General features: G+C 46.4%; 22 protein-coding genes. 5 read left to right on the top strand and 17 right to left on the bottom strand.

Going from position 1 to position 25,800, the window contains the following annotated elements; translation table 11 throughout:
* Positions 1-11 precede the first annotated feature (11 nt).
* The 17 genes from AC4OGX_RS18185 to AC4OGX_RS18105 all read right to left on the bottom strand — a co-directional run bounded on the left by AC4OGX_RS18185 (position 12) and on the right by AC4OGX_RS18105 (position 21,281).
* Positions 12-1,043 carry a zinc-dependent alcohol dehydrogenase gene (locus AC4OGX_RS18185; protein WP_493332091.1) on the bottom strand — a complete coding sequence of 344 codons (1,032 nt, stop codon included), beginning with the start codon at positions 1,041-1,043 and terminating at the stop codon, positions 12-14.
* A 29-nt stretch (positions 1,044-1,072) separates the two neighbouring features.
* A complete protein-coding gene (locus AC4OGX_RS18180) occupies positions 1,073-3,373 on the bottom strand; it encodes a pyruvate formate lyase family protein (protein ID WP_493332090.1) in 2,301 nt (766 codons plus the stop codon).
* Between the two features lie 12 nt (positions 3,374-3,385).
* Positions 3,386-4,273, bottom strand: coding sequence for a glycyl-radical enzyme activating protein (locus AC4OGX_RS18175; RefSeq protein WP_493332089.1), 888 nt, complete (start codon positions 4,271-4,273; stop codon positions 3,386-3,388).
* A gap of 109 nt (positions 4,274-4,382) precedes the next feature.
* Entirely contained in the window at positions 4,383-5,132 is a 750-nt protein-coding gene (locus tag AC4OGX_RS18170; protein ID WP_493332087.1) for a GntR family transcriptional regulator, read from the bottom strand.
* 236 nt (positions 5,133-5,368) lie between these two features.
* Positions 5,369-6,517, bottom strand: coding sequence for a galactonate dehydratase (dgoD, locus tag AC4OGX_RS18165; protein ID WP_493332086.1), 1,149 nt, complete (start codon positions 6,515-6,517; stop codon positions 5,369-5,371).
* A gap of 16 nt (positions 6,518-6,533) precedes the next feature.
* The gene (locus AC4OGX_RS18160) at positions 6,534-7,490 is read right to left on the bottom strand and encodes a phosphotriesterase family protein (RefSeq protein ID WP_493332085.1); all 957 of its coding nucleotides are present in this window, start codon (positions 7,488-7,490) and stop codon (positions 6,534-6,536) included.
* A gap of 36 nt (positions 7,491-7,526) precedes the next feature.
* Complete coding sequence (locus AC4OGX_RS18155; RefSeq protein WP_493332084.1) at positions 7,527-8,195, bottom strand: bifunctional 4-hydroxy-2-oxoglutarate aldolase/2-dehydro-3-deoxy-phosphogluconate aldolase; 669 nt, start codon at positions 8,193-8,195, stop codon at positions 7,527-7,529.
* Positions 8,196-9,485 (bottom strand): AGE family epimerase/isomerase, encoded by a 1,290-nt coding sequence (locus AC4OGX_RS18150; protein WP_493332083.1) that lies wholly within the window; start codon positions 9,483-9,485, stop codon positions 8,196-8,198.
* Positions 9,486-9,518: 33 nt separating this feature from the next.
* Positions 9,519-11,297, bottom strand: coding sequence for a glycoside hydrolase family 2 protein (locus AC4OGX_RS18145; RefSeq protein WP_493332082.1), 1,779 nt, complete (start codon positions 11,295-11,297; stop codon positions 9,519-9,521).
* A 28-nt stretch (positions 11,298-11,325) separates the two neighbouring features.
* Positions 11,326-11,928 (bottom strand): phosphoheptose isomerase family protein, encoded by a 603-nt coding sequence (locus AC4OGX_RS18140; RefSeq protein WP_493332081.1) that lies wholly within the window; start codon positions 11,926-11,928, stop codon positions 11,326-11,328.
* A 33-nt stretch (positions 11,929-11,961) separates the two neighbouring features.
* The gene (locus AC4OGX_RS18135) at positions 11,962-13,044 is read right to left on the bottom strand and encodes a zinc-binding dehydrogenase (RefSeq protein WP_493332080.1); all 1,083 of its coding nucleotides are present in this window, start codon (positions 13,042-13,044) and stop codon (positions 11,962-11,964) included.
* Between the two features lie 38 nt (positions 13,045-13,082).
* On the bottom strand, positions 13,083-14,075 hold the full coding sequence (locus tag AC4OGX_RS18130) for an ABC transporter permease (RefSeq protein WP_493332079.1): 993 nt from the start codon (positions 14,073-14,075) through the stop codon (positions 13,083-13,085).
* Positions 14,076-14,087: 12 nt separating this feature from the next.
* Positions 14,088-15,044 (bottom strand): ABC transporter permease, encoded by a 957-nt coding sequence (locus AC4OGX_RS18125; protein WP_493332077.1) that lies wholly within the window; start codon positions 15,042-15,044, stop codon positions 14,088-14,090.
* Positions 15,037-16,578: a sugar ABC transporter ATP-binding protein gene (locus AC4OGX_RS18120; protein ID WP_493332076.1), complete on the bottom strand. Its 1,542-nt coding sequence runs from the start codon at positions 16,576-16,578 to the stop codon at positions 15,037-15,039. Before AC4OGX_RS18120 ends, AC4OGX_RS18125 begins: the two co-directional genes overlap by 8 nt.
* Before the next feature lie 113 nt (positions 16,579-16,691).
* Positions 16,692-17,729, bottom strand: a complete 1,038-nt coding sequence (locus tag AC4OGX_RS18115; RefSeq protein WP_493332075.1) for a substrate-binding domain-containing protein — start codon at positions 17,727-17,729, stop codon at positions 16,692-16,694.
* A 131-nt stretch (positions 17,730-17,860) separates the two neighbouring features.
* Entirely contained in the window at positions 17,861-19,504 is a 1,644-nt protein-coding gene (locus AC4OGX_RS18110; protein WP_493332074.1) for a response regulator transcription factor, read from the bottom strand.
* Positions 19,482-21,281: a cache domain-containing sensor histidine kinase gene (locus tag AC4OGX_RS18105; RefSeq protein WP_493332073.1), complete on the bottom strand. Its 1,800-nt coding sequence runs from the start codon at positions 21,279-21,281 to the stop codon at positions 19,482-19,484. The genes AC4OGX_RS18110 and AC4OGX_RS18105 overlap by 23 nt, the downstream gene beginning before the upstream one ends.
* Positions 21,282-21,568: 287 nt before the next feature.
* On the opposite strand from AC4OGX_RS18105, the gene AC4OGX_RS18100 reads away from it, so the two are divergent.
* From AC4OGX_RS18100 to AC4OGX_RS18080, 5 genes are all read left to right on the top strand, one after another.
* The gene (locus AC4OGX_RS18100) at positions 21,569-22,507 is read left to right on the top strand and encodes a shikimate dehydrogenase family protein (RefSeq protein WP_493332072.1); all 939 of its coding nucleotides are present in this window, start codon (positions 21,569-21,571) and stop codon (positions 22,505-22,507) included.
* A gap of 16 nt (positions 22,508-22,523) precedes the next feature.
* Entirely contained in the window at positions 22,524-23,102 is a 579-nt protein-coding gene (locus AC4OGX_RS18095; RefSeq protein WP_493332071.1) for a glucose-6-phosphate isomerase family protein, read from the top strand.
* 28 nt (positions 23,103-23,130) lie between these two features.
* Positions 23,131-24,072 carry a phosphotriesterase family protein gene (locus AC4OGX_RS18090; RefSeq protein ID WP_493332069.1) on the top strand — a complete coding sequence of 314 codons (942 nt, stop codon included), beginning with the start codon at positions 23,131-23,133 and terminating at the stop codon, positions 24,070-24,072.
* Positions 23,991-24,716 (top strand): bifunctional 4-hydroxy-2-oxoglutarate aldolase/2-dehydro-3-deoxy-phosphogluconate aldolase, encoded by a 726-nt coding sequence (locus AC4OGX_RS18085; RefSeq protein ID WP_493332139.1) that lies wholly within the window; start codon positions 23,991-23,993, stop codon positions 24,714-24,716. Before AC4OGX_RS18090 ends, AC4OGX_RS18085 begins: the two co-directional genes overlap by 82 nt.
* Positions 24,717-24,777: 61 nt before the next feature.
* A complete protein-coding gene (locus tag AC4OGX_RS18080; RefSeq protein WP_493332068.1) occupies positions 24,778-25,731 on the top strand; it encodes a phosphoglycerate dehydrogenase in 954 nt (317 codons plus the stop codon).
* Positions 25,732-25,800 lie beyond the last annotated feature (69 nt).

Genomic DNA, 25,800 nt, shown 5'->3' with positions numbered 1-25,800 from the left:
CTCCTGTTCATTTAGAAAGTTATGATCCCTTTTTTCATAACTTCGCGGTTAAGCAGCTTCTCGTAAGCTTCCACAGAATCTTCGAACTTAAAGTAATCCGATATAAATTCCTTGATCTCTAATTCCCCTGAACGGATCCACTCCATAACCTGCGCATGGGCTTCCCCTTCTTCTTTTTTACGCGGCATCTGCTGGTATACAACGCTCCAGTTATAGGATGCTTTACTAAAGTCGATCGTAATCTCTTCCTTTTCCGGTACACCATAACAGAGGACCTGCCCCCGGTCCTTGATAAGGGACATTGCCTGATTCACAACAAACGGCAGCCCTACTGCGTCCAGAACATAGTCAACGCCTTCTTCGAAGACCGCATGGATCTCCTTATCCAGATCCTGGGTCTTACTGTTGATCACAATACTTGCCCCCTTCTCCTTGGCAAGCATAAGTTTTTCATCGAAAATATCTACAGCCACGATATTTTTTACCCTGGCAAGGCTTAAAAATTTTATGAAGGTCAATCCAACAGGCCCGCATCCGAACACTGCCACCGAATCCTCAGGCTTGATACCAAAGTAACGGATATTACTCAACACTTCACGGAAGGTTACGATCATGACCGCATCCACCGGATCCAGATCATCATCTAAAACTGTCTGTGCATATGCACAATCCGGTGCCTCCCCATCCGCATATGCCAGAGGATCATGTACAACTGCATATTCGCTCATAGCACCCCAGCCAGATCCCAGATCCCCATATAACTCCGGGTCCGGGTCAACGAAAGGAAGCAGCACTTTATCGCCGGGCTTTAACCCCTTTACATCGGCTCCGGTCTCTACGACCTCCCCAACCCCTTCATGCCCCAGCATGATGGGATAAATATCCTCCGGAAATCCCTTGAATGTCTTGTGGATCAGCTTTACGTCTGTTCCGCACATCCCACATGCGATGGTCTTAACCAATGCCTGCTTTTCGTTGATCCTTGGCTTTGCGATCTCTTGGATCTCCAGTCTGCCTTCCTTGTTTACAATGAGTGTTTTCATCTTCCATCCTCCTATTAATTTAGTCTGAACTAATTTACGTGTTCCGTCCTTCTGATCATCTCATCCTGTGCCTTCCTGCCCATCTCTACAAAAAATGCACTATATCCGGTCACTCTGACGCATAAGCTTCTGTACCTGTCCGGATCCTTCTGCGCCTTTTTCAAAGTCTCAGAGTCCATCACATTTACTTGAAGCTGCATCCCTCCCTTCTGCATATATGTCTTTAACAGTGCACACATTGCTTCAAGCCCATCGCTTCCACTTACCGCAGACGGATGCAGCCTTAGATTAAGCGGACCTCCGGTAATCCTGTCAAAAGGAACTTTGCTCAAAGAGTTTAACATTGCTGTAAGTCCTGAAATATCAGTACCTTCAGCCGGGGACTGGTTTTCACTTAACTGTTCCGCTTCGAAACGTCCGTCCGGTGTAGCCCCTACATATTTCCCCATTGTAGTAAAATCACGGTCTGTAGAATAAGTCGGCCACATCTGATATAAATATTGGGGACCGTTGTATTTGTCAATGGCACGGATAAACATGTCCGTTACGATCTTGGCGTATTTATCTACTTCGTCTATATCATTACCGAACTTTCCCAGCTTCACCTTCCATTTCCTGGCCAAATGCTCTCTGCCGGAATAGTTATCCCTTAACAGCTCTGCCAGCTCTAAAAGGCTCATCTCACCGTTTTTGAATACGATCTGTTCTATCGCATACAATGCATTGATGACTGTGGCAAGCCCGCAGCCCTGCGCTACTATCTTGTGATATTTTGTTCCTCCTTCTGTCCATGTAACAGCATTCTCAACTGTTCCCTTCAAGAAGCAGTCCTCGATCCTGATCTTGCCAAAGGTACATTCTCTCTCCGCTTCCATGTCCATCTCGAAGCCTCGCCGGTACTCACCCATAAGGTAATTAAGCTGCTGTTCATATGCCTCAAGGAAGTCCTCCATGGATTTCATTTCTGTAACGGGCTTAGTCTTCACTCCATAATAGGGTCCTGTCATGAGTCCGATCATTCTGTCTGACAGGCCAAACTCGCAGTCCGTCTCGTACCCATCCGGCTTTGGCTCCATCGGATAATCCCCCTGGTTCAATGCCAGTTCCAAAGGCTTTGCCAGATTCATCCAGAGCTGCCTCAGCCCGCCCTCATATGCCGGGATATTCGGGTCATTGCATCCCCAAAAACCGTAGTCGTATACTTCCGGCTCCTGTACGTTGTAATATTTTAGCGCCGGAATCATCGTATCATCATTGTAAAACACAAGCGTTGTATTATCTCTCATAGCCTCACAGCACAGCTTCCAGAATTCTTCCGGGATTCCCTCGTGATACCGGACAATAATGAATGGATTCCTGAGCTTCAAATCCCATGCTGCTTCCACCATGACGTGTGATAGTTCGCATACTGCAGAGGTTCCGTCTGCGTTGATCCCTCCCAGAGTCAGGTAATTCGGATCATCGAATGCCACCTCCAAAGTCAGTGCTGTAGCATCCAGTTCCGTAGACATATGATCTGTCTGTGCCATGATCTCATTATTTCTGTAATAGAATTCCTCAAGCAGCTCCTTCGCTGTATCCCTGGTCAGGCTTCCCTCCCCGATCCCTTTCTCATATAAGGGGCGAAGGTACTTATCCATCCGGCTGTAATTCAGAACACCACAGCCGCATACCTTCTGCAGGATCAATACAAGCAGCCAGATCTGCTGGAGTGCCTGCTCAAATGTCTCAGCCGGGCCTCTGCTTACCTGACGAAGGTTCTCTGCCAAATGATCCATCCCTGCTCTTTCTGCCTCTTTGGCATAACGTTCATAGAAGTCCATGACTGCGTCATAACAGATAACCGCACCCTCAAGAAAATATCTCTGGTTTTCATTACAGCTCATTTGAAGACGTGCCTGCGCTTTTTCCTTTAATGCCCCGAATCCTTCATTGATGACAGCTTCCCAGTCCGGTGCGAGATGTCCGAAGCTTACAAACCAGTATGGTCTGCAGCGCAGCCATGTCTCCGAATAATAGAATAGTGCCTTTCTGTGACGCTCTTCCAGAGGGATATCCCACCAACGCTTATAAGCCGCCAAAATCTCCTCTTTTTCTTCCTTTGCCGGCATCCGTACCTTTACACTCCCGGCAATCTTCATATCTTTCTCTATAACGACTGAAATATTAGAAAGTATATGACTGAGTGTATGCCCATAACGGACAGCATCCTGCTCGTTCTCGAAAAGCTCTTCACTCTCTAATGTATACTGAATGCGTTCCATAAAGGTTTCATTCGGATCTCTTTTAAACCATGCATCCAGCTTTTCCTCTAAATGTTTTGCAATCATCCTCGTCCCTCCTTATCTTGTTCTCGAACATGTCCCCAAAATCTGCCGGATACGTTCCATACTGGCTTCCTCTGGAGCTTCAAAGGTCTTTAAATCTATTCCTATACTTTCTGCTTTTGGAATTCCCATGGAATGGTATGGCAGCAGCTTTATTTCTACAATGTTAGAATATCCTTTTGTAAATTCCTTTAACAAATATGCATTCTCTTCACTGTCATTGATCCCCTTTATGAGCGGAACTCTGATATGTATTGGAATTCCGCTTTTAAACAGACGCTCTGCATTCTTCAATATCTGATCATTCGAAACACCTGTATATTGTTTATGCACATCTGCATCCATGATCTTCAGATCCAGAAGCACAAGGTCCGTATAAGGGAGAACCTTCTCAAAATGTCCATATGGTACACTTGCTGCGGTATCCAGTGCCGTATGGATCTTCTCTTCTTTAGCCCGCCTGAATAATTCTCCTACAAAGTCCGGCTGTAAAAGAGGCTCTCCGCCAGAGACTGTCACGCCTCCATTTGAATTCCGAAAATAATCGATGTCCCTTCGGACGATTCGGAGTACTTCCTCTGCCTCTTTATCTTCGCCCCATAAGTTCAAGGCGCCACACGGGCATTCCTCTACACATCTTTTGCATACTGTGCACGCCTCCTGGTTCACTCTCTTCTTGTCCCGGACATATACTCCATTGGGACATACGTGCGTACACATCCCACATTCTACACATCTCTCCGGCTGGTATCTGATCTGAATTCCAGTCTCAAACGACTCCGGGTTGTGACACCATGCACACCTTAGACTGCATCCCTTTAGAAATACCGTTGTCCGTATCCCCGGTCCATCATGTACGCTGAATCTCTGTATATTAAAGATTCTTCCCATATTCTGTTCCATTTTTATCCCGCCCTTCGCACGGTATTATGTCACTATGTCATGACATAAGTATATTATAACATATCCTTGCTGTCAACATTATCACACGTTTTTCTGCAAGGATTTCTCACTATTCCGGAAAGACAGTCACCTCAAAATAATTGCGGTCACCGCGGTATCTCGCCAGTGAATATTCGATCACATCTCCAAACACATTGTAACCGGTGGACTCAAAAAACTGTATGGGCTTACCCTGCTTAATCTTAAGCAGCTCTACATCTTCCTTTTCTGCCTCCACTGCCTCGATCCGCCTCTCAACCCGGTATACCGCTGTCTCTGTTGAACTCCCCAAAATCGTATACAGCCGTTCTTTTTCTAAATCATGTTCCAGGATGAAACCACAGGATGAATATGGCAGATAGGTTCGGATCGTTACGATGGGTTCTCCATCCGCCATCCGCTTGCGGAACAAATATACTACCTGATCTTTTTCGTTGATCTTTAATCCCTTTGCGACCTTGGGGCCGGCAGTTATGATCTTTAAATCCAATACTTCTGTGGATGGCACCATGCCTATCCGGGTCATTTCGTCATTAAAGCTCTCCACTTTTTTGATGAAGCTGTGCTCGATCTTCGGCCTTGTAACAAAGGTTCCTTTCCCTTTAACCCGGTAGAGCCATCCTTCCTGCACAAGCTCCGTGATCGCCTGCCTTATGGTGGTTCTGCTGATCTCAAATATGTTACTGATCTCCTCTTCCGTTGGTATCATGTCGCCTGCTTTATAATGATCCTGCTTGATTTCATCGAGTATTAGTGTTTTTAATTGATAAAAAAGAGGCACCGGAATGGTTTTGTCTATTGCCTTATCTCGTAATCCCATTGCTGTTCTCCTTCCTTTATATATAATTTTTGCTTCACACATACACTATACTCGATTTGTCATGATAAAACAACATTTTTAGTACTATAACCCTTGCAAAACTGTGCATATTGTCATGTTTAATCTCTAATTTTTCAAGGTGCAGTCATACCATGGTATACATTATTCTGCAGCTTTTGCTGCAGACCCGCCCCGTTAGGGGCATGTATTGCGGTGTGCCCTTTGGGTATGTTTTTCTACCATTCGGCAATGGAGCCGTCCTGATGGCGCCATACCGGATTTTTCCATTGATGTGGATTCTTATTTTCTTCCAAAATAAGTTCTTTATTTATCTTAAGACCCAGGCCTGCTTCCGAAGGGAACTTTACATATCCGTCCTCAAAAGCATAGACCTCAGGGTTCTTGATGAAGTCAAGGACACCATGCCCCTGATTGTAATGGATCCCCATGCTCTGCTCCTGGATCACAGCATTGTAGCTGACCGCATCTACCTGCAGACAGGAGCTAAGTGCAACCGGCCCAAGCGGACAGTGAGGTGCCAGTGCAACATCATATGCCTCGGCCATTGCTGCGATCTTTAAAACCTCCGTGATACCGCCTGCATGCGACAGATCCGGCTGTATGATATCCACACCTCCGGCATTCAACAGCCGTTTAAAATCATATTTAGAATACAGACGTTCCCCCGTAGCAATAGGGATATTCGCAACCCGCGCAATTTCCCTGAATTCTTCCATGTTCTCACTCAGTACCGGCTCCTCTATAAACATTGGATCGAATTCCTCCAGCTTCTTTGCTAAAATCTTCGCCATAGGCTTATGGACCCGGCCATGGAAATCGATGGCAATACCAAAATATTTTCCACATGCTTCCCGGATGGATGCAACTCTTTCAAGCACTGCATCGATCTTTTCATAGCTGTCGATCATCTGCAGTTCTTCCGTAGCATTCATTTTTACTGCTGTAAAGCCCGCATCCTTTCGTTCCTTAGCTGCCTGTGCCACGTCGCTCGGGCGGTCACCGCCTATCCAGGAATACACCCGCATCTTCTGCCTGCATCTGCCGCCCAGCAGTTCATATACCGGTACATTATACCGCTTTCCTTTGAGATCCCAGAGTGCCTGGTCTATCCCGGCGATCGCACTCATGAGAACCGGACCGCCCCGATAGAACCCTGCCCGGTACAGTTTATTCCAGACATCCTCAATATTGCCGGGATCCTCTCCGATCAGATATGGAACCATTTCTTTTACGCAGGCCAAAACGGTGGCTGCTTTTCCTTCAATGACAGGCTCGCCCCAGCCGCTTAAGCCATCCTCTGTTTCGATTTCTACAAATCCCCATCTGGGGCGCACGAGGTAAGTATGGATCGCTTTTATTTTCATAGTGTCTTCCCTTCTTTCAATCCTCCGCAAAATATGACCGCGGATTTTCCACCAGCAGTATATTGACCTCATCCTCTGTAAAACCACAATCTCTTAGCATCGGGAGGACATAACGATGTATATAGCGGCTGTTATACTTCACATCGTCCGGATCCTGATTGCATTTTGTCTCCCACTCAAAATCCCCCAGATCCACAAAGCTTACATAATCATGGGATATCATCAACTGCCGGATAAAGCCCCGGCTGCACAGCTCCATCAATGTATTTACTCTGTCTTCCAGTGGATTTTTAGCGTCATCACCAAAACGGTCAAGACCAATGTAGCAGCCCCTCTTCAAAAGTTCTACAAGATATGGGATGTTGTTGGTATCGCCGCAATGCCCGATCAAAATCTTTTTCGGGTTGAGACCAGCCTTTTCAAATATCTCCATCTGCGAGATCCCGCTTCTGTTCTTGTACCAGCTATGAGTCGCTACCGGCAGGCCGCTTAACCGTGCGGCCTTAGCATGAGCCTTCAACAGGGTTCTGTTTAATTCTGTCACTCCGGGCCGGTCCGTTCCGCATTTGATCAGACCTGGTCTGATATCTGTGTCTTGAATCCCTTCTTCTATATCCTTCATGAGCCACTTTACAAAATTTCCCTCTGTACGCCGGAACATCCATTGGTTCTCTGTATAGAAAAAACCAGTGCTTGCAATTATCTGCATCCCCGTGCGGTCTGCAACGTCTTTGATTGCATGAATATCTCTTCCCAGACATACCGGTGTCTGTTCCACCATCGTCTGCACACCGGTTTTCTTTGTACGCATTACATCTTCTGAGGCCCACTCTATGAAAGAATCATAATCAAACCATTCCTCAAAAGACATCCTCATGGACCAGTTTGCCTGAAGGACATGTTCATGCATAAGCGTTGTTCCCAATGCATCAACCGATAATGGTCCATTGACACTCTGAATCATCTTTGGCATCCAATACCATCCCCTTTCCCAAGTGCAGCCTGCCTTTTATATAGAGATCCTTTCAACATTCACATTCTCCACATATTGACGGGCAAGTCTTGTGATCTTTTCAAATTCCTCATTTTCCACAAGCTCCTTTCTGGTAAGCAGCCCGCCGACCCCGGCTCCCACAGCACCCGCTTTTATAAAGTCTCTGATATTCTCCGGTGATACTCCTCCTACCGCCAGAAATTCAATGTGCTTTAATGGTGCCTTGACAGCAGACAGGTACGCCGCCCCCAGGTCTGCTATCGGAAAAAGCTTTACCATATCCGCGCCTGCCCGGTGTGCATATGCAGCTTCTGTCGGGGTCATCGCCCCGGGAAGTGATACGAGGCAGGATTTCCGGGTATGGCGGATCACTTCTTCATTTGTGTCCGGCGATATAATATACAATGCTCCCGCTTCCTTCGCCAGCTCCACCTGCTTTGGCGTCATCACAGTTCCGGCACCTGGGATCACTTTCCCTGCAAATTGGGTTTTTACTGCATGGATCGCTTTTATCGTCTCAGGGAAGGACTCCGGGCGGGATTGGTCAAACGTAACCTCCAGCATACGGATCCCTCCTGCATACAGCGCCTCTGCAAGCTTTACACATTGTTCGGCATCAAATCCCCGGGCGATCGCGATCACCTTATGTTCTCTTATGCTGGAAAGCACCTCTTCTCTGGTCATTTACTTTCCTTCCTTTCCCACAGCAGACTGTCTGATCTCAAGGATCTCCTCGAGTCTAAGCAGTGTCTCAAGCATAGCTCGTCCCGTGTGATACATTGCCTTCCACGGATTTCCGATCTGTGCCTCTATCGGTGTCCCGTCATGTTTTAAAAGCTGTCTCCATTCTCCGATCTCGTGGTTGATCATGTATGTTGTATCAAACTCCCACGTCTTAGCAAATGCCTCTGCATAACGTTCCTTAGCCTCATGCTGGTACGCATCTAAGAAACCAACCAGAACTTCACAGTTCTGCCACCATTCCTTATCCTTAACAAATGGCGCTCCTATGTGAGGCCCATCCCGGTATACGCCTCCTAACTCATGATCAAAACCATATTCCAAAGCATGGTCCACAAGCCTTCGAGTGATTTTCAAAAAATGATCCTGTTGATACCCCAGTATCTGCCCTGCCCGATTCAAGAGCCATGCCAGTTCTACATTGTGCCCGTAGGAAGTCGTATCTGCGTTAGCAGCAAGTACTTCTCCTGTTTCACGTTCCGCATTCCAGGTCCGTTTTATCTGAATTGCCGGCCTCCTGTTAAAATGAATATCAAATTGATTACATCCGCATCCGTTTTCCAGATCTACCATTTTAGTCAGGATAACATCCGCCACTTCCTCCAGCTTTCTTCTATGTATTTCAAGCCCTGAACATTCATAGAGTGTGGTGAATGCCTCCAGCATATGCATATGGATATCCAGAGACTTCAGGTCTCCGGCCTCAGCACCTGTCCCTGACAGCCTGAAGTCCTGTTCCAGATTCTCATAGTATCCGCCATTCGCTGTATCTGTGCAGTACTTCTGCAGCAGGTCAAATGTCCGCGAAGCATACTCAAGGCCTGTCAGATCCCCGCCTGCCAATGTATATTCTGAAAGTGCATAGATCGCAAAGGTCTGTCCGTATACCACTTTTCCCCTGTCCCGCACCTCACCGTCACGCTTCGTCCTCCAGAACCAGCCTCCAAATTCTGGGTCCCAGAAATGAGTGATCAAAAATTGCACACCCTGCTCTGCCCTGGTCAGGTATTCCGCTTTTCCATACTTTCTTGCATAGGCAGAATATGCCCAGATCATCCTTGTCTGTGTGACAATATATTTATCCTCATCTTCTTTGACATTCCCTTTACTGTCGTAACATACCAGGTAGCCCCCGTACTCTTTGTCGACCCCGTTTTTCTCCCAGAACGGCAGCAGCTCATGATCAACATGCGTTTTTACCTGCTGGTATTTTTCCATCAAAAGTTCTCTCATAGACATCCCTTTCCTTCCCGGTATCCCCAAGAATCATTCTGCCGACGTACAGTTTTTAAATACCTGATAAATTTCTCTATTGAGCTGCCTGACTGTCTTTTCTTCTACTTTTACGATCTCGCGGTCATATGTCAAAAGGCCATTCACCTCTTCTTCAATGTCACTGACCTGTGTATATACCGCCGCACTAAGGCCTCTCGGTATATTAGGGATGATATCTCTGCGTATCAGCTTCTGGAAGCCTGCAGTCAGTTCTTTTTTTGTCTGATAGGTCCGGTATCCATAAACCTCGCTGCAGAAGCTGTGACCCGCAACCGGTTGTGAATACCCTCCGTACTCTGTCAAGGCTATGGCACGGTCCTTCTTCTTTCTCACCCGCAGCTTCCTCCAATAATTGTGGATACTGAACATATCTCCGCCACCCTGGTCAAACCATCCGCTGGCCTCGTCGATCAGCCTGGAGGGATCCATCTTCCGTATCCTCAGTACAGCCTCACCGGCATCGAACTGTCCCCACCCCTCATTAAAAGGGACCCAGGCAGCGATACAGGGAGCATTATAAAGCCATGCGATCATTCCCTTAAGTTCCCTGTAATACTGTTTTCTCCCAGCCTTGTTCTTACGGGCAAATGCCCTGTATTTATTGTCCTTTACAAGCCGGCCGAAGGGCATCCACAGATTCGGCATGGTACAGATGAAATGCATATGATATCTGCTTCCCCCGTTTACCATGTCCTGCCATACCAGCATTCCGATCCGGTCACAGTGATAATACCACCTCAGCGGCTCGATCTTAATATGTTTACGGATCATATTAAACCCCAATGACTTCATCTGAAGAATATCAAAGCTTAGTGCTTCATCCGTCGGTGCCGTATACAAGCCGTCAGGCCAATATCCCTGGTCCAAAAGCCCATTGTGGAAGTACGGCTTATTATTTAACATAAAACGCAGGATTCCTCTTACATCCTTTTCCATAGAAAACTTACGCATTGCGAAATAGGTGCGGATACGATCCTCTCCTGCCTTGATCTCTGCATCATATAGATGCGGGCTTTCGGGTGACCAGCTCTTAAACTGCGGGATTTGTATCGCACACTTTTCCCCTGCTTTAAAGGATTCTGATAGGATCTCCCTTCCATCGTCAAATATCTTTACCCGCACATCTTTCTTACAAGGAACGCTTGTGAATATTTGGAAAGCAACTGAACCATTATCATATAAAGGCTCTATCTTCATGTACTTGACGTAACACCTCGGTACGCTTTCCAGCCAAACAGTCTGCCAGATCCCACTCTGTGCCGTATACCACATGCCGCCGCGCTCCAGCTTCTGCTTCCCCCTGGAAAACCAGGATGTGTCTGAATAATCTTTTACGGTGAGTGTTAATAGATTACGGCCTTCCTTTACAAAGTTTGTAATATCAAAATCAAATGGAAGATATCCTCCTTCATGTCGTCCCACCAGTCTTTTATTCAAAAAAACTTCACAGATCTGATCCACCGCTCCAAAATGAAGCAGAACCCGGTCTATCTGGAAATCCTTTGGAAGTTCAAATTCTTTTCTGTAATGAAGAAATTCTTCTGGCTTCACCTGCCTATGTACACCGGAAAGGAAGGCTTCCGGGGAAAATGGCACCAGGATCTTTCCGTCATACTTCTGTGGTTCTTTTTCTTCCTCATTGATCGCATAATCCCAATAGCCGTTCAGATTCAAATAACTGTCTCTTACCATCTGCGGACGAGGATACTCCTGCAGGGGCTTGTCTGTATCCGGCTCCTTTGCAGATCTGGTGAATAGCTGATGATTCATCTGTCTACCTCCTGCACCAGGGCTTTTTCTATTCCACATTTCTGTGGTTTGCTTCCATGTCCTCATAGGTCAATCCCAGCTCATCTTTGATTAAGATGGAAACAATGTCCATCAGCAGATACAGATGCTGTTCATACAGGTTTCCCATCGGCTGTATCGTAGGAACTACATCCTTTTGTCGTGGTGTATCGGGATCATTGTTATCTGTTCCCATGTATACGGTGGCTGGGATAAAAAGTACATAATCTGCATAATTCTTTACGTTACTGCCATCTGGAAGCCCTGTTATCATTGCCACCTTTGCCCCGGTCTGCGCAGCCCGCTCTTCAATACGCCTGTGAATCCCGACATCACCAAAACCATCGGATATGATAAGCAGGTCGTTCTTATGCATTCCGACTGTCGTATCATCCATCAGCCAATATGCAGACTTTCCCAGATGAGCAAGACGCATTGCAAACCCACGCAGTGAGATTCCCTCACGTCCTGCACCATGAACAAAAATCTTGTCTGACTTTACGATCAGATCAACAAACCCTTTCAGCTGTTCCAGATCAAGTTTTTCAAATACGGCCCTATGCTCATCCAGGATCGCCTTGTAATATTTTTGGTATGTATCAATATAATTCATGATAGCCCCCTTACCGGATAGATCTCGTATCCTCTAATCTAAGACAGACAGGCTGTCCTCATCCTTTGTGACAATGATCTTGACTGCCTTCCTGCTGCGAACAAGTTCAAATCCTTTCTTCCAGTCCTCTAATCTGATATGATGGGAAATCATTCCCTTAAGGTCTACTTTGCCAAGCTCCAGCAGACGCATTACATTTTTCCATGAATTATAATCATACCCAAAATGTCCGATCAAAGAGACTCCTCTGTCTGTAAAAGGATCCAGCGTCTGTGCATAAGGGCGTTTATCATACCCGATCCTTACGATCCTGCCTCCGGTCTGAACGAGCTTTACAGCCTCATACATAACTGCATTGACCCCCGCAGCATCGATACAGACTGCTGCCATATCCCCTTTTGTAATCCGTCTTACCTCTTGACAGACATCCTGTTCATCAGACTTTATGATGTGGTTTGCACCATATTTCTCAGCAATCTCAAACCTTTCTGCATCCGCAGCAAGACCGACTGCAATGATATTCGCACATCCGGCGGCTGCCGCAATCTGGATCGCAAAAAGTCCAAGGGGTCCCACACCATACACGATGATATCTTCGCCCGGAAGAACTCTTCCCTCCTGTACCACAGCCTTATAGGCATTACAGATCGGATCTAAAATCGCAGCTTCCTCAAAGCTTACATTTTCCGGTATTGCAAATAGAGCATTCGGATTCCTTGCAAGCAGAGTGCCGGAAATCTTCACATAATCCGTAAAGCCTCCGTCCATTCCATAGCCCATCCCAAGACGGTCGGGACAGCTTAAGAACTGTCCGTTTGCACAGGCATGGCATTTTCCGCAGACATACCCTGTGTTATCAGAGACGACCCTGTCTCCCACCTTCCAGTCCTTCACATTCTTTCCAGTCTTTGCAACAATGCCGGAGAACTCATGCCCCAGGATCACCGGACAATTCAGATGGTTGGGATGGTCTCCGTTATCGTACGCAATGTCTGACCCACAGATTCCGGCAGCCTTAATTTCAATCAGGAGGTCCTCCTCTCCAATTTCAGGGACCGGTACTTCTTTAAGCTCTGTTTCCCCTGGTCCCGTTCCATATTTTACTAATGCTAACATTTGGCATCCCTCCTGCTCTTTACAGATCTCTTAAAGTTTTATGCAGCTTCTTTCTCTTCCTTATGAACGTGTTTTTTCCCTCTCCTGATCTTTAAGACATCAGATTGAACGCCTATAGAAATCAGTACGAGGATTCCCATGATAATATTCTGCCACCAGGAATTCAGATTTCCTGCATAGTTAAATATAGTGTTTATCGTAGCAATTACCAAAATTCCAAAAAATGTACCGCTGAACTTTCCCTCTCCGCCCGAAAGCTTAATTCCTCCCAGCGCGCACATAGCGATCGCAGTCGTCTCCCAGGTATCGCCGGCCGTAGGCTGTGCCGTATAAAGCCGGTCAGCCAGCAGCATTCCCGCCAGAGCGGCAAAGAACCCGCACATGACATAGCAGAGGATCTTGATCTTATCGACCTTAAGTCCCATCATCTTCGCTGCTTCCTCATTACCGCCGACTGCATAGATCCCCATGCCGAACTTTGTATTATGTGCCACATGCATACAGATCAGCGTAGCGATAACCAAAAAATAAACCAGGATATTGATCCCAAAGATCTTTGCGTTTCCCAATGCGATCAGCACATCATTCCCGACTGGCACAGGTTTTTTATTCGTCATCAGGAGCACGATCCCTCTGACTCCAAGCATCGTAGCAAGAGTCGCCACCCAGGAGGAGATCCTCATCTTCGCCACCATGAGCCCGTTTAAGAGCCCGCAGAAGATTCCAGAAGCCAGCCCGAGAATGATTCCAAGCACCGGATTATCTGCCCCATAGATCGCCATCACAACTCCACCCAATGCAAGCACCGCACCGACAGACAAGTCGATCTGGGCCAGCAGGATAACAAATGTCATTCCTAGTGCCAGGAAGCCTCCATCGCTGGCAGCCTTGCGGAACAGGTTAGCAACCGAATCAAACGAAGCAAAGCTCCTGTTTGAAAATACGATGCTGGAGAAAATAAACAGAATCAAAAACGCTGCAATAGAACTTTTTGAACTGAACCTGTTGTAGATATTTTTTACCTTATTCATTTCGCGCCCTCCTTATGCAGCCTTCTCTCGTTGAATATATACAGCGAAGATGATAATGATCGCTTTCAGCACCTGTGCATATTCATACGTGATGTTGTTCATGTTGACTGTGATGGTAATTAAAAGCATGATCAAGGCTCCGATCACTGTACCAAATATCTTGGCACGGCCTCCTGACATGCTCGTCCCTCCTACTGCGACTGCTGCGATAGCATCCAGCTCTGCAAGAAGTCCAAGGGAATTCCCATCGGCTGCACCGATCTTCGCTGTGGCAAAAATGCCTGCAATTGCTGCAAGCACAGCACTGGAAATATAAACGACCATCAGTGTCTTAGTGGAATTGATCCCCGCAAGATGTGCAGAATATGGATTATCTCCCACAGCCTGTATATGTCTGCCCAGAATCGTTTTTTCCAGCACAAACCAGACGATCGCTACCGCCAGAACGATGGGGATGATCTGGATGGGGATCCCGCCTATTTTTGCAGTGCCAAGTGTCTTAAATGCATCACCGTTACTGCCGGAGATATAGATGATCTTTGCATCATTTAATATCTGCGCAACACCCCGCACACCTATCATTAACGCAAGTGTTACGACCATGGCCTGTACGCGCAGCTTTCCAACCATGAAGCCTGCGATCACGCCAGAGACCGAACATACTAAAATAGCTGTTATGCAGGCGATCCCCACACCAAAGGGAAGCATTTTTACTGTTACGATCCCGGCCAGTGCCATGACAGCTCCTACAGAAATATCAATTCCGCCAGTAGAAATAACCATCGTCATGCCCATACCTGTCAGAATGATCGTACAGGACTGGATAATGATATTCCTGATCGTGCCCATGCTAAAGAAATTAGGTGTAATCACCGCATTCAAGACAAGAAATACGAGCAAAAGAATCGCCGCGCTGTACTTTTTTAAGACAGCAACTGTATCTGCCTTTGTCCTTACTGTATTATTCATTTGCTGCACCTCCAATACGCTCCAATTCTCCGCCGCCTTTCGCAATGATCTCCATCACCTTGTCCTGATGGATATCATCTCCGATCAATTCGCCTAATTTTCTGCCTTCCCTCATCACGACGACACGGTCACAATTTCTCTCCAGCTCTGCGATCTCTGATGATATCATCAGGATACTGATTCCCTGGGATGCAAGCTCCTGGATCAGCTCCTCTATCTCCGCTTTTGCACCAACATCGATCCCGCGGGTAGGCTCATCCATGATCACCAGTTTCGGATTCATGCACAGCCATCTTGCCAGCAGTACCTTCTGCTGATTTCCCCCGCTTAAATTTCTGATGGGCTGATTCTGTGACGGTGTCTTGATCGCCAGCCGTTTAATATACTCGTCTACGATCTGCTTCTGCTTCACAGCAGATACAACTCCCCATTTACTGATCTGCGGAAGCAGGGCTATCGTCATATTCTCGCGTACTGACAGATGGGGGATGATCCCTTCCACCTTTCTGTCCTCTGTGCAAAAGCCCATGCCGAGCTTAATCGCATCCTTTGGATTCTTAAACTTCTGCTCTTTTCCCATCCAAAAGATCTCCCCCTCATCTGGCTGTGATGCCCCGAACAGAACTTTTCCTAATTCAGTCCGCCCTGATCCCAGTAATCCTGCAAGACCTAGTACCTCGCCTCTTTTAATGGTGATTCCCAGTCCGTTCAGACGGGTTCCCTGCTCTATGCCCTTTAGTTCAGTAAGGGTTTCCGCCTCTTCAAGGGCATATCCCTGCTTCGTACGCTCAAGCTGTTTTGCTTCTTTTCCGATCATATGATTGATCAGCCTGAGCTGGTCGATCTCATCGATGCTTACTTCCCCGGATAATGTACCATCCTTTAAAATGGTAACATGCTCGCAGATTTCGAAAATTTCATCAAGACGGTGACTGATAAATATAACAGCGATATTTCTTGCTTTTAACTTACGGATAATATCAAATAGAACACGCACCTCTTTTGTATCAAGTGAAGAAGTAGGCTCATCCATAATCACCAGCTTTGCATTTACTGAGATCGCACGTCCGATCGCTACCATCTGCTGGATGGCAGTACCATAAGTAGAAAGCGGGACGGTCACATCAATATGAATTCCCAGATCTGCCAGCACATGCTCGCAGCCCTCGATCATTGCCTTGCGGTCCACCAGTCCCATTTTTGTCCTCGGCTCTCTGCCAAGATACATGTTCTCGTATACTGTCTGGAAAGGCACAAGGTTTAACTCCTGATAAATCGTGCTAATGCCCTCATGCTGCGCTTCCAGAGCAGTCTTTGGATTGATTTCTTTTCCTCCGAATTTGATCGTGCCTTCATCCTTCTGATAAATACCTGTGAGCGTTTTGATCAGGGTTGATTTACCTGCTCCGTTCTCGCCCATTAATGCATGGACCTCTCCCTCTGCGACAAAGAAGTCCACTCCCTTCAAGGCGCGTACGCCGGGGAAGTTCTTTACGATCCCCCGCATCTCTAATAACATTGTCTCTCTGGCCATATGTCCTCTCCAATCATAGCAACGACCATTCTATTTATATGTTTTATATAGACAGAATGGCCGCTGCACTATTTAGTATCTGCCTTATGTAACAGCATACCGTTTTTCAGTTTTTAAAATCCTGAGTCTACGCTTGCATTGTCTGTTGTGTATAGCGTGTCTTCGTTTATATAAGACTCGTCAATGGTCTCACCGCCTGCAAGTTTTGCACAAAGTTCAAAAGCCGGCTCACCAAACAGAGGGGAACAAGAACAGGATGCCAGCTGCTCTCCTGCAAGAATAGACTCCATAGCAGCCTTAGGTCCGTCGATTCCGACTACATAGATATCTTTCCCTGGTGTGTAGCCTGCCGCTTTGATCGCAGCAATGGCTCCCTGTGCCATATCATCATTATGGCAGAACACAGCATCGATCTCATCGCCCTGAGCCTGGAGGATATTCGCCATAACATCCTGTGCTTCATCCATCACGTAATTTGCTACCTGGTCTGATACCACCTTAATATCAGTGCCTTCGATCGCATCCATGAAGCCTTTCTGACGGTCATTTGTAGAGGTTGCTCCCTGTGTTCCCTGAAGAATCGCAACATTTCCTTTACCGCCCAATGTTTCTTTAATAATATTTGCACACTGCTCTGCTTCCCATACGAAGTCAGACATGATCTGGCTTGTGTAGAGCTCTCCTGCCTTGCCATTGATGGAACGGTCAACGAGAATGACCGGGATATCTTTCTCCATGGCTGACTGCAGAGCTGCCTGGAGTCCGTCTTCCTCCTGCGGAGCAACGATCAGATAATCCACACCCTGTGCCACCATGTCCTCAATATCAGATGCCTGCTTTGCGATATCTGCAGAAGCATCTGTATAGATCAGGTTTACGCCATACTTGTCCGCTGCTGCCTGCATGGATTCGGTCTCCGCGATTCTCCAGCTATTTCCGTTATCGCACTGTGAGAATCCGATCGTCTTTCCCTTGAGTACACTCATATCTACTTCACCGGAGCTGCCTGACGAAGCCTCCTGCTTGTCCTCGTCTGCCGGTGCTTCCTGCTTGGTATCCTTCGCCGGTGCCTCATCCTTCTTCTGACCGCACGCAGCAAGCGAAAGCCCCATTGCCAACACAAGTATCACGCTCAAAATCTTTTTCTTCATACCTTTCTCCTCCTTAGATTCATTTGTTATGGTTAAGTATACTGAACAGCTCATTTATTCGGAATCCAATATTTCATAATTTTCTTTCAATATTTACGAAGGATCTCTATTTGGTGCCAGAGACAGATAGCCTAAAAAATTCTTTCAGAAGGTTCCTTCGGTTTGTATTCCTTTCGGAAAGAAGAGGGACTCATACCGCACAGGCCTTTGAAAACAGTGCTGAAATAGGCGGGCGTCGAATAACCGCAGGCGTTTGCCACCTCATAATTTTTTAAGTTTGTGTGGGTCAGATAGTACTTGGCCTTCTCGATCCTTACTTCTGTCAGATATTCTATGAATGTTTTCCCCGTTTCTTTCTTGAGTATAAGGCTTAGATAGGAGACACTGATATAGGCATAGTCGGCAACATCCTTCATGGCAAGATTCTCCTCCATGTAATGTGTCTCAATATACTCTGATATACGTTTTAATACGCCCTGCATTTTTGCGCCGGACACGCTGCCGAAATATTCGTGGATCAACATACATACCTTTCCGGTCTCTTCGATCATTTCGCGCCGCTTGCGCTTTTCGATGATACGGTGATAATACTCCATGGGATCACCGATGATCTCCTTGATGTTTCCTCCCACTTCCTCCGGAAGTTTGATCAGTTCAAAAAACACATTACTCACGATCATAACGATCTGCATGTAAGATACAATATTTTCCTTTGTAAGCCTCTCATGAAACTCTTTAAGGCAATGTTCGATCCCCTCCTTTGTTCCGCTTCTCACCTCAAAAAACAACGCCTGTGCATCGTAATTCATATATTGCAGTGTGCTGCTTGACTTTCCATCTGTGTGAAGGATCTGTCCCCAATTTTCCATAAAATGTTTTTCACAGATCTCCCGGGCATTCAGATAGGACTTATACAATCCTGTCAATTCCTTTGCAGTCTTTCCAAATATCAGTTGTAAATGTTCCATGTCATCCTGCCTGACATCAAAGAGTGCTTGTATATCTTCTATCATTTCTTTTACTTCCTGAACCGAATTATGTACAATACAGAACACCCTCTCACAATTATTAGAACGAAGGACATCCACATGCTCTCCTGCCTCTGTCTTCCTATAGGCCTCCATCCTTTTTTCCACCATCTGCTCAAACTCCCCATCCATCTCGATAATTTCCAGATAATCACAGTCGATAGAAACTATCGGGAAATTCTGCTGTTCCAATATTCCTACTGCATAATACTTACCCTTGACATGCTCCTCGATCTTCTCCACGATATCCTCTGCCTCTTTTGGCGTCTGCTTGCGCAGCAGGATTCTGGAAAACAGCGTTTGGCGCAGTGTGCCCACCCCCTGCCTGCTTATATCTTTAAGCCGTGTGATCTCCCTCTGCTTCTCTCGTTCTGCCAGAAGTGATTCCGCTGCCGCTTTCATGACTGAGTGAAGCTGTGCCATATTGACAGGTTTCAGTATATATTCATACACTCCTGCCTTTAACGCTCTTCTCGCATATTCAAATTCATCATATCCGCTGATAATGATGATCCTGATTTCCGGGTATTTCAGTTTAATGTGCTCCGATAACTCGATCCCGTCCATATGAGGCATTTTTATATCCGTAATCACAACATCTGGGTGTACTCTCTCGATCAGCTTCAATGCCTCAACTCCGTCTGGGGCATCCCCTGCTAATTCAAACCCCAGTTTTCCCCAATTGACGCAGGTCGTCAGTCCGTCCCTCAAGAGTTCCTCATCCTCAACTATGATGATCTTCAACATATTCTCCCTCTCCCTTCTTTGGTAAGGTCACATATACTTTTGTCCCCGCCATATACTTACTTTCAAAGTGCAGCCCATACCGTTCGCCATAATTTGTCTGGATCCTTCTCTGCACATTGATGACCCCATATGCATTGGGATCGAAGTCGATCCCCTGCTCCATCATATTTTCAATTTCTCTAAGCCGTTCGGGCATCATTCCCATTCCATCGTCTGTCACAGATATCAGAAGGTTGTCATCTACAGCTCTGATCGTGACCCGGATCAGTCCCGGCTCTCCTTTTTCCTTGATCCCATGATAAAGAGCGTTCTCTACGATTGGCTGCAGGATCATCTTTATCACATAATATTTTTTTAATTCCTCCGGCACATCTGTTTCATAATTCAGCAGCCTGGGGTAGCGGATCTTCTGGATCGCAACATAATTCTCTACATGCTTAAGCTCCTCTCCCAATGTGATCTCTGTACGCCCTCTGCTCAAACCGATCCGAAGGAAGCTTGTCAGAGACATGATCATCTCCTCCAGCTTATCCAGACGGTTCATCCTCGCCATCCAAGTGATCGAATCCAGTGTATTGTATAAAAAATGTGGATTGATCTGAGACTGCAGTGCCTTGAATTCTGCCTGGCGCAGTTTTTTCTGGTTCTCCTGCTCCTGTCCGATCAGCTGATTAATCTTTCGCACCATATGGTTAAAGCTGCGGGCCAGCTCTCCGACCTCATCCTTCCCCGCATAATCTACATGAACGCTGAAATCCCCCTTTTCTACCTTTTTCATTGTTGTACGGATCTCCCTGATCGGCTTAGATACCTGATTTGAGCCAACTATAGCGAACAGGATCGCTATAAAAGCAAATGCACCGATCAGGATGAATATGGAGGTGCGCAGTATCCCGGCCTTGGCATACATCTCCTCATAGGAGATCAGACCCATGATCTTCCAGCCGCAGTCTGCAATCTCTGCAACAGAAACCAGATATTTATCGCTGTTTACCTTAATATCCTTCGTCCATGAATCAGATTCGATCGCGCTCTCTGCAACCGCTTTACTGATCGCTTCTGTTTCCCGGACATCCTCATCTGAACTGGAATAGATGATCTTATTGTTCTCATCTAATATATACGTTGTACCCTTGAACACAAGCCCGCTTTCTTCGACCTGTCTTAACTGCTCCGTCCTGATCTCAGCAACTACAACGCCCAAATTCTTTGTGGACGCACGGTCTTTGATCGGCACGGCTATACTGATCGTGGAAACATCCAGGTTATTGACGATAATGGACCCCATATGCGGCGGCAGAAAGAGCACCTCCTCTGTTTCCATGACCTTCTTATACCACGCCTTCTCAGAAAAAACATTATCCCGAAGCCCATAGCGCGTTGACCGGTAAATAGCACCATTGTCTCCCAACACAAAAATGCCGCTCACATCATCCAGAAACCGGTTTCTGTCATATAGTATATAGTTATACATAACACGCTGCTTATATAGTGCCTGTTCGGTAGCCGGCAGCGGGACCCGCAGTGTTGTCTGTATGTCCACATCTCTTGCCACCTGCTCTGCCTGTTCCAATGCCTTTGTCAGGATTCGGTCCGTATCAATATTCATCTGCCGAATCGTATTTTTGACAGACTCCGTTGCCGTATCATAAATGATGCGGATCGAGATACGGTAAAACACGATCATGCTGCCGATCACCAAAATAAATAGTACTGTAAAATATGCCAGCAGCTTACCTTGAATGGAATGTTTCCATCCTGAAAACCTCTCCTTCATTTCTCCACTCCTTTCTTAGACTTTGAATCTTATGACTCTCATTCTCTGCCATTATTTTGCTCATCTCGCATCTCACAACGCTTTGTCATTTCATTATATTGTCATGACATATTACTTGTCAATTACATCCCTATTTTCTTACTTTTTTTGCGATACTTTTTGTTTTGAAAGAAAATAGCTGATTTCTATCATATTTTAACATCCTCTTGACATTATTTTTCCCATAAGTTATTATGTCACTATGTAATTATGTAATGACATATTATTTTTGAAAGGATGGTTGAACAATGAAGAACAATTATACCCCTGCTGTCGAACCGACTCTCTACTTTATCGGAGTAACCACCAAACAATCCTCTATCATGAAGGTTTTTCCGAAGTGGGCCGAAGCGCTAGGATTGAATGCCGTTATCAAGGGGTTCGACTTTGCCCCCCATTCCTCCGCCAGGGAATACCGCGAAGCAGTAGAATTTATCAAGCATGATCCTCTTTCTCTTGGTGCGCTGGTAACTACGCATAAAATCGATCTGTTCAACACTTGTAAGGATCTGTTCGAATATGTTGATCCTTATGCCGAACAGCTCGGAGAGGTATCTTCTATCTCTAAAAAGGACGGTAAGCTATGCGCACATGCGAAAGACCCTATCTCCAGCGGACTTGCACTCGAGGACTTTGTTCCTGACAACTACTGGGCAGATTACGGCGGAAATGTGCTCCTTCTGGGTGCAGGCGGAAGTTCTCTGGCGATGTCGGTCTATTTTGCACAGGAGAAATTCGGCAATAATGTTCCCAAGAAGATCATCATTGCTAATCGGAGCATCCCGCGTCTTGAGTCTGCGAAAAAGATTCTTGACGGTATCCGTCCGGAGATCCAGTTTGAATATGTACATAACCCAACACCAGAAGATAATGACCGAACACTGGCTTCGCTAAAGCCTCACTCTTTGATCGTAAATGCCACCGGACTGGGCAAGGATCTTCCGGGTTCTCCTCTCACTGATGCTTGTGTTTTCCCCAAGGACAGCCTTGTGTGGGAAATTAATTACAGGGGAGACCTGCTGTTCTACCGACAGGCCATGGACCAGGCAAAAGAACAAAATCTCCGCGTAGAAGACGGATGGATCTATTTTATCCATGGCTGGACACAGGTGATCGCCGAGGTATTCCACATTCAGATCGAGGGCGAGATGTTAAACAAGCTAAGTGAAATTGCAAAAATGGTATAAAACCGGAGGTAGTACAATGAATCAATTTAATTGGGATCAAGGCTTTTTAGTAGATTTTGATCTGCAGAGCGGACGTTCTGACAACGCGAAGACAACAAAACGCACCCTGTCACAGATGAAGAAGATGTTCTGCGACAGAGAGGCCGCAGAGAAACTGCTCGAGACGGAGGATCCTCTCATTTATGAATTTCATGAACTTGGCTGCCCCGAAAGAGCAGGGGATCTTGCCTTTGGAACCACAATTCTTTATCCTGGCAGGGTCGGCAGTGAATATTACATGACTAAGGGGCATTTCCATACCGTGTTAGAAACTGCAGAGGTTTATTACACCTTAGACGGAGAAGGCTTTATGGTGCTGGAAGATCCTTCGGGGGATACCATGGAGCTGGAGCTTTCTAAAGGACAGGCAGTCTATGTTCCCCGCTCTTACGCACACCGCACCGTTAACACAGGGGAAAAACCACTTATACTTTTCTATACCTTTGCCGCTGATGCGGGACATGATTATGGGACGATCGAAACAAAAGGATACCATAAACTGATCGTGGAAAAGGACGGAAAACCCGTTATTATAGACAATCCACATTGGAAGTAAAGATACAGGTGACTCTATGCGAAATATAATGACAGTACTTGGGCCGATCAGCGGGAATGAACTGGGTTTCTGCCAATGCCATGAGCATATCCTGCTCAGCAAAGGGCGTTCTTTTGAGGTCAATCCTGCACTCTGCATAGATGATATAGATAAAAGTGCGCTGGAACTCATCCGTTATAAAAGAGCCGGCGGACATTCCATCATCGATGCACAGCCGGGAGGATGCAGCCGTATGGCATCCGGGCTTGCAGACATTTCTGCTTCCTCTGGTGTCAATATTATTGCTTCCACCGGGTTTCACAAGCTGCTGTTTTATCCGGCCTCTCATTGGATTCACACCGCCACGGAAGAAATGCTTACTGAATTTTTTATAGAAGAATTGACAAACGGGATGTATACAGACATTGATCATGTCTTCCAAAAATCCCAATGTCCTTCCCGTGCCGGAATCATCAAAACTGCATTGGATACTGAAGGTCTTACCTGCAGATATCAGAAGCTTTTTGACGCGGCTGTAAAAGCAGCTCTAGTTACGGACAAAAATATCATGATCCACGTAGAGCAGAATACAGACCCCACAAGACTCCTTGATCATCTGCTCTCACTGGGTGCAGCCCCTGCCAGATTGATCTTCTGCCACATGGACAGAGCCTGCCCTGACTTTCAGCTGCATCTGGATATACTCAGGCATGGCTGTTATCTGGAATATGACACAATAGGCAGGTTTAAATACCATAGCGATGAACATGAAGCCGGGCTTATCAGAGACCTGATCCAGGAAGGTTATGAGACGCAGCTTCTCTATTCCCTGGATACGACACGAGCCCGCCTAAAATCCTACGCTCAGGATGCCGTTGGATTGGACTATATCCTGACAACATTTAACCGATTACTTTTGGATGCCGGCATTACGCAGGAACAGCTCCACCTCATATCTGTAACAAACTGCGTACAGGCACTCACCCTTTAGAAGAAAGGAAGGTATTTTATGAACTCACTTATCTCACAGATCGAAGAAAAAAACTTGTACCAGTTGTAAAGCTGGACCGTGTAGAGGATGCTGTCCCGCTGGCTCAGGCCTTATGTGATGGGGGACTTCCAGTTGCAGAGGTCACATTCCGTACCGAAGCAGCCTATGACTCCATAAAGTCTATGAAAAGGGCTTTTCCCGATATGATCGTAGGTGCCGGAACTGTAGTCAATGTAGAGCAGGCAAAAAAAGCACTCGATGCAGGTTCCTCCTTCATCGTCTCCCCGGGATTTTCCCGTCCTGTTGTAGAATTTGCCATTGACCATAATGTGCTGGTACTGCCCGGGACCTGTACACCCACCGAGATCATGGCAGCAATGGAATACAATTTAAAGATCGTGAAATTCTTTCCTGCAAAACAATATGGCGGGCTGGATACGATCAAAGCGCTTGCCGCTCCTTTCCCCTCTGTCCGTTTTATGCCGACAGGCGGGATCAGTGCAGCCAACCTCCTGGAATATCTGGCATTTCCAAAAATTATAGCCTGCGGCGGCAGCTGGATGGTTAAGGATACATATATCAATGAAGGCAGATTTGATGAGATCAAAAATCTCACTGCAGAAGCCGTTTCTCTCCTGAAATAACTTAGACGGCCTAAGCTGACGGCTCATAAAGATCTGATAACTTTAGAAAGGATAGGTACCTATGAAAATATTAGTAACACCAACTTCCCTTCAGCCTGGCAAACCCTCAGAGGCACTTGAGACCCTGAAGTCCTACACCGATGACCTTGTCTTCAATCCAACCGGCAGGCCATTAACGGAAGATGAACTAATCCCACTTTTAAAAGATTGTGACGGTTATCTGGCCGGACTTGATTTTATCACGAAAAAAGTCCTGGACGAGTGTTCTCACCTGAAAGTTATATCACGTTATGGCGCAGGTTACGACCGCGTTGATATTGCTGCCGCAAAAAAAATGGGCATCATTGTAACCAATACTCCGGGCGTGAATGCAGAGGCTGTTGCAGAGCTTGCCATGGCATTGATTCTCGCCGCAGCGAGGAAAGTACCTCATTTAAATTCAACAACAAGAGAGGGAGAATGGCTCCGTTCCACCGGTGTTGAATTAAAGCACAAGACAATCGGTATCATGGGACTTGGAGCGATTGGAAAGGTCGTTGCCCGCTGTGCGAAAGGATTTGAAATGAATGTGGCGGCATACGATCCTTTTATAAATGAGCAGTATTGCAAAGAGCATAATATTTTGGTATGCAGCTTTGATGAGCTGCTGGAAAAGTCAGACGTGATCAGCCTTCATCTTCCTCTCATGGATTCCACAAAGCATTTGATCGGGAAAGAAGCCTTTTCCAAAATGAAACCGAGTGCAATTCTTGTCAATACCTCAAGAGGGGGCATTATTGATGAAGCTGCAGCTTACGAAGCGTTAAAAGAAGGGCGTCTTGGCGGACTTGGACTGGATGCCTTCGAGGTAGAGCCGCCCCATAACTGTGCACTCTTTGAGTTTCCGAATGTTGTGGTGACCCCTCACACGGGTGCACATACCCAGGAAGCAACGAAGAATATGGCACAGGCCTCTGTTCAGAACCTGATCGATGTTCTGGAGGGCAGGGACTGTCCTTACATTGTAAACAAATAGCACATAAAAACCGCCGCAGAAGGGAGCATATCAGATTCTCATTCGTTTCCTCTGCGGCGGTTCTTTTCT

It is taken from the genome of Faecalicatena sp., assembly GCF_058819085.1.
The sequence above is the reverse complement of the archived record's forward strand: the minus strand, read 5'-3'. Positions and strand labels throughout refer to the sequence as shown.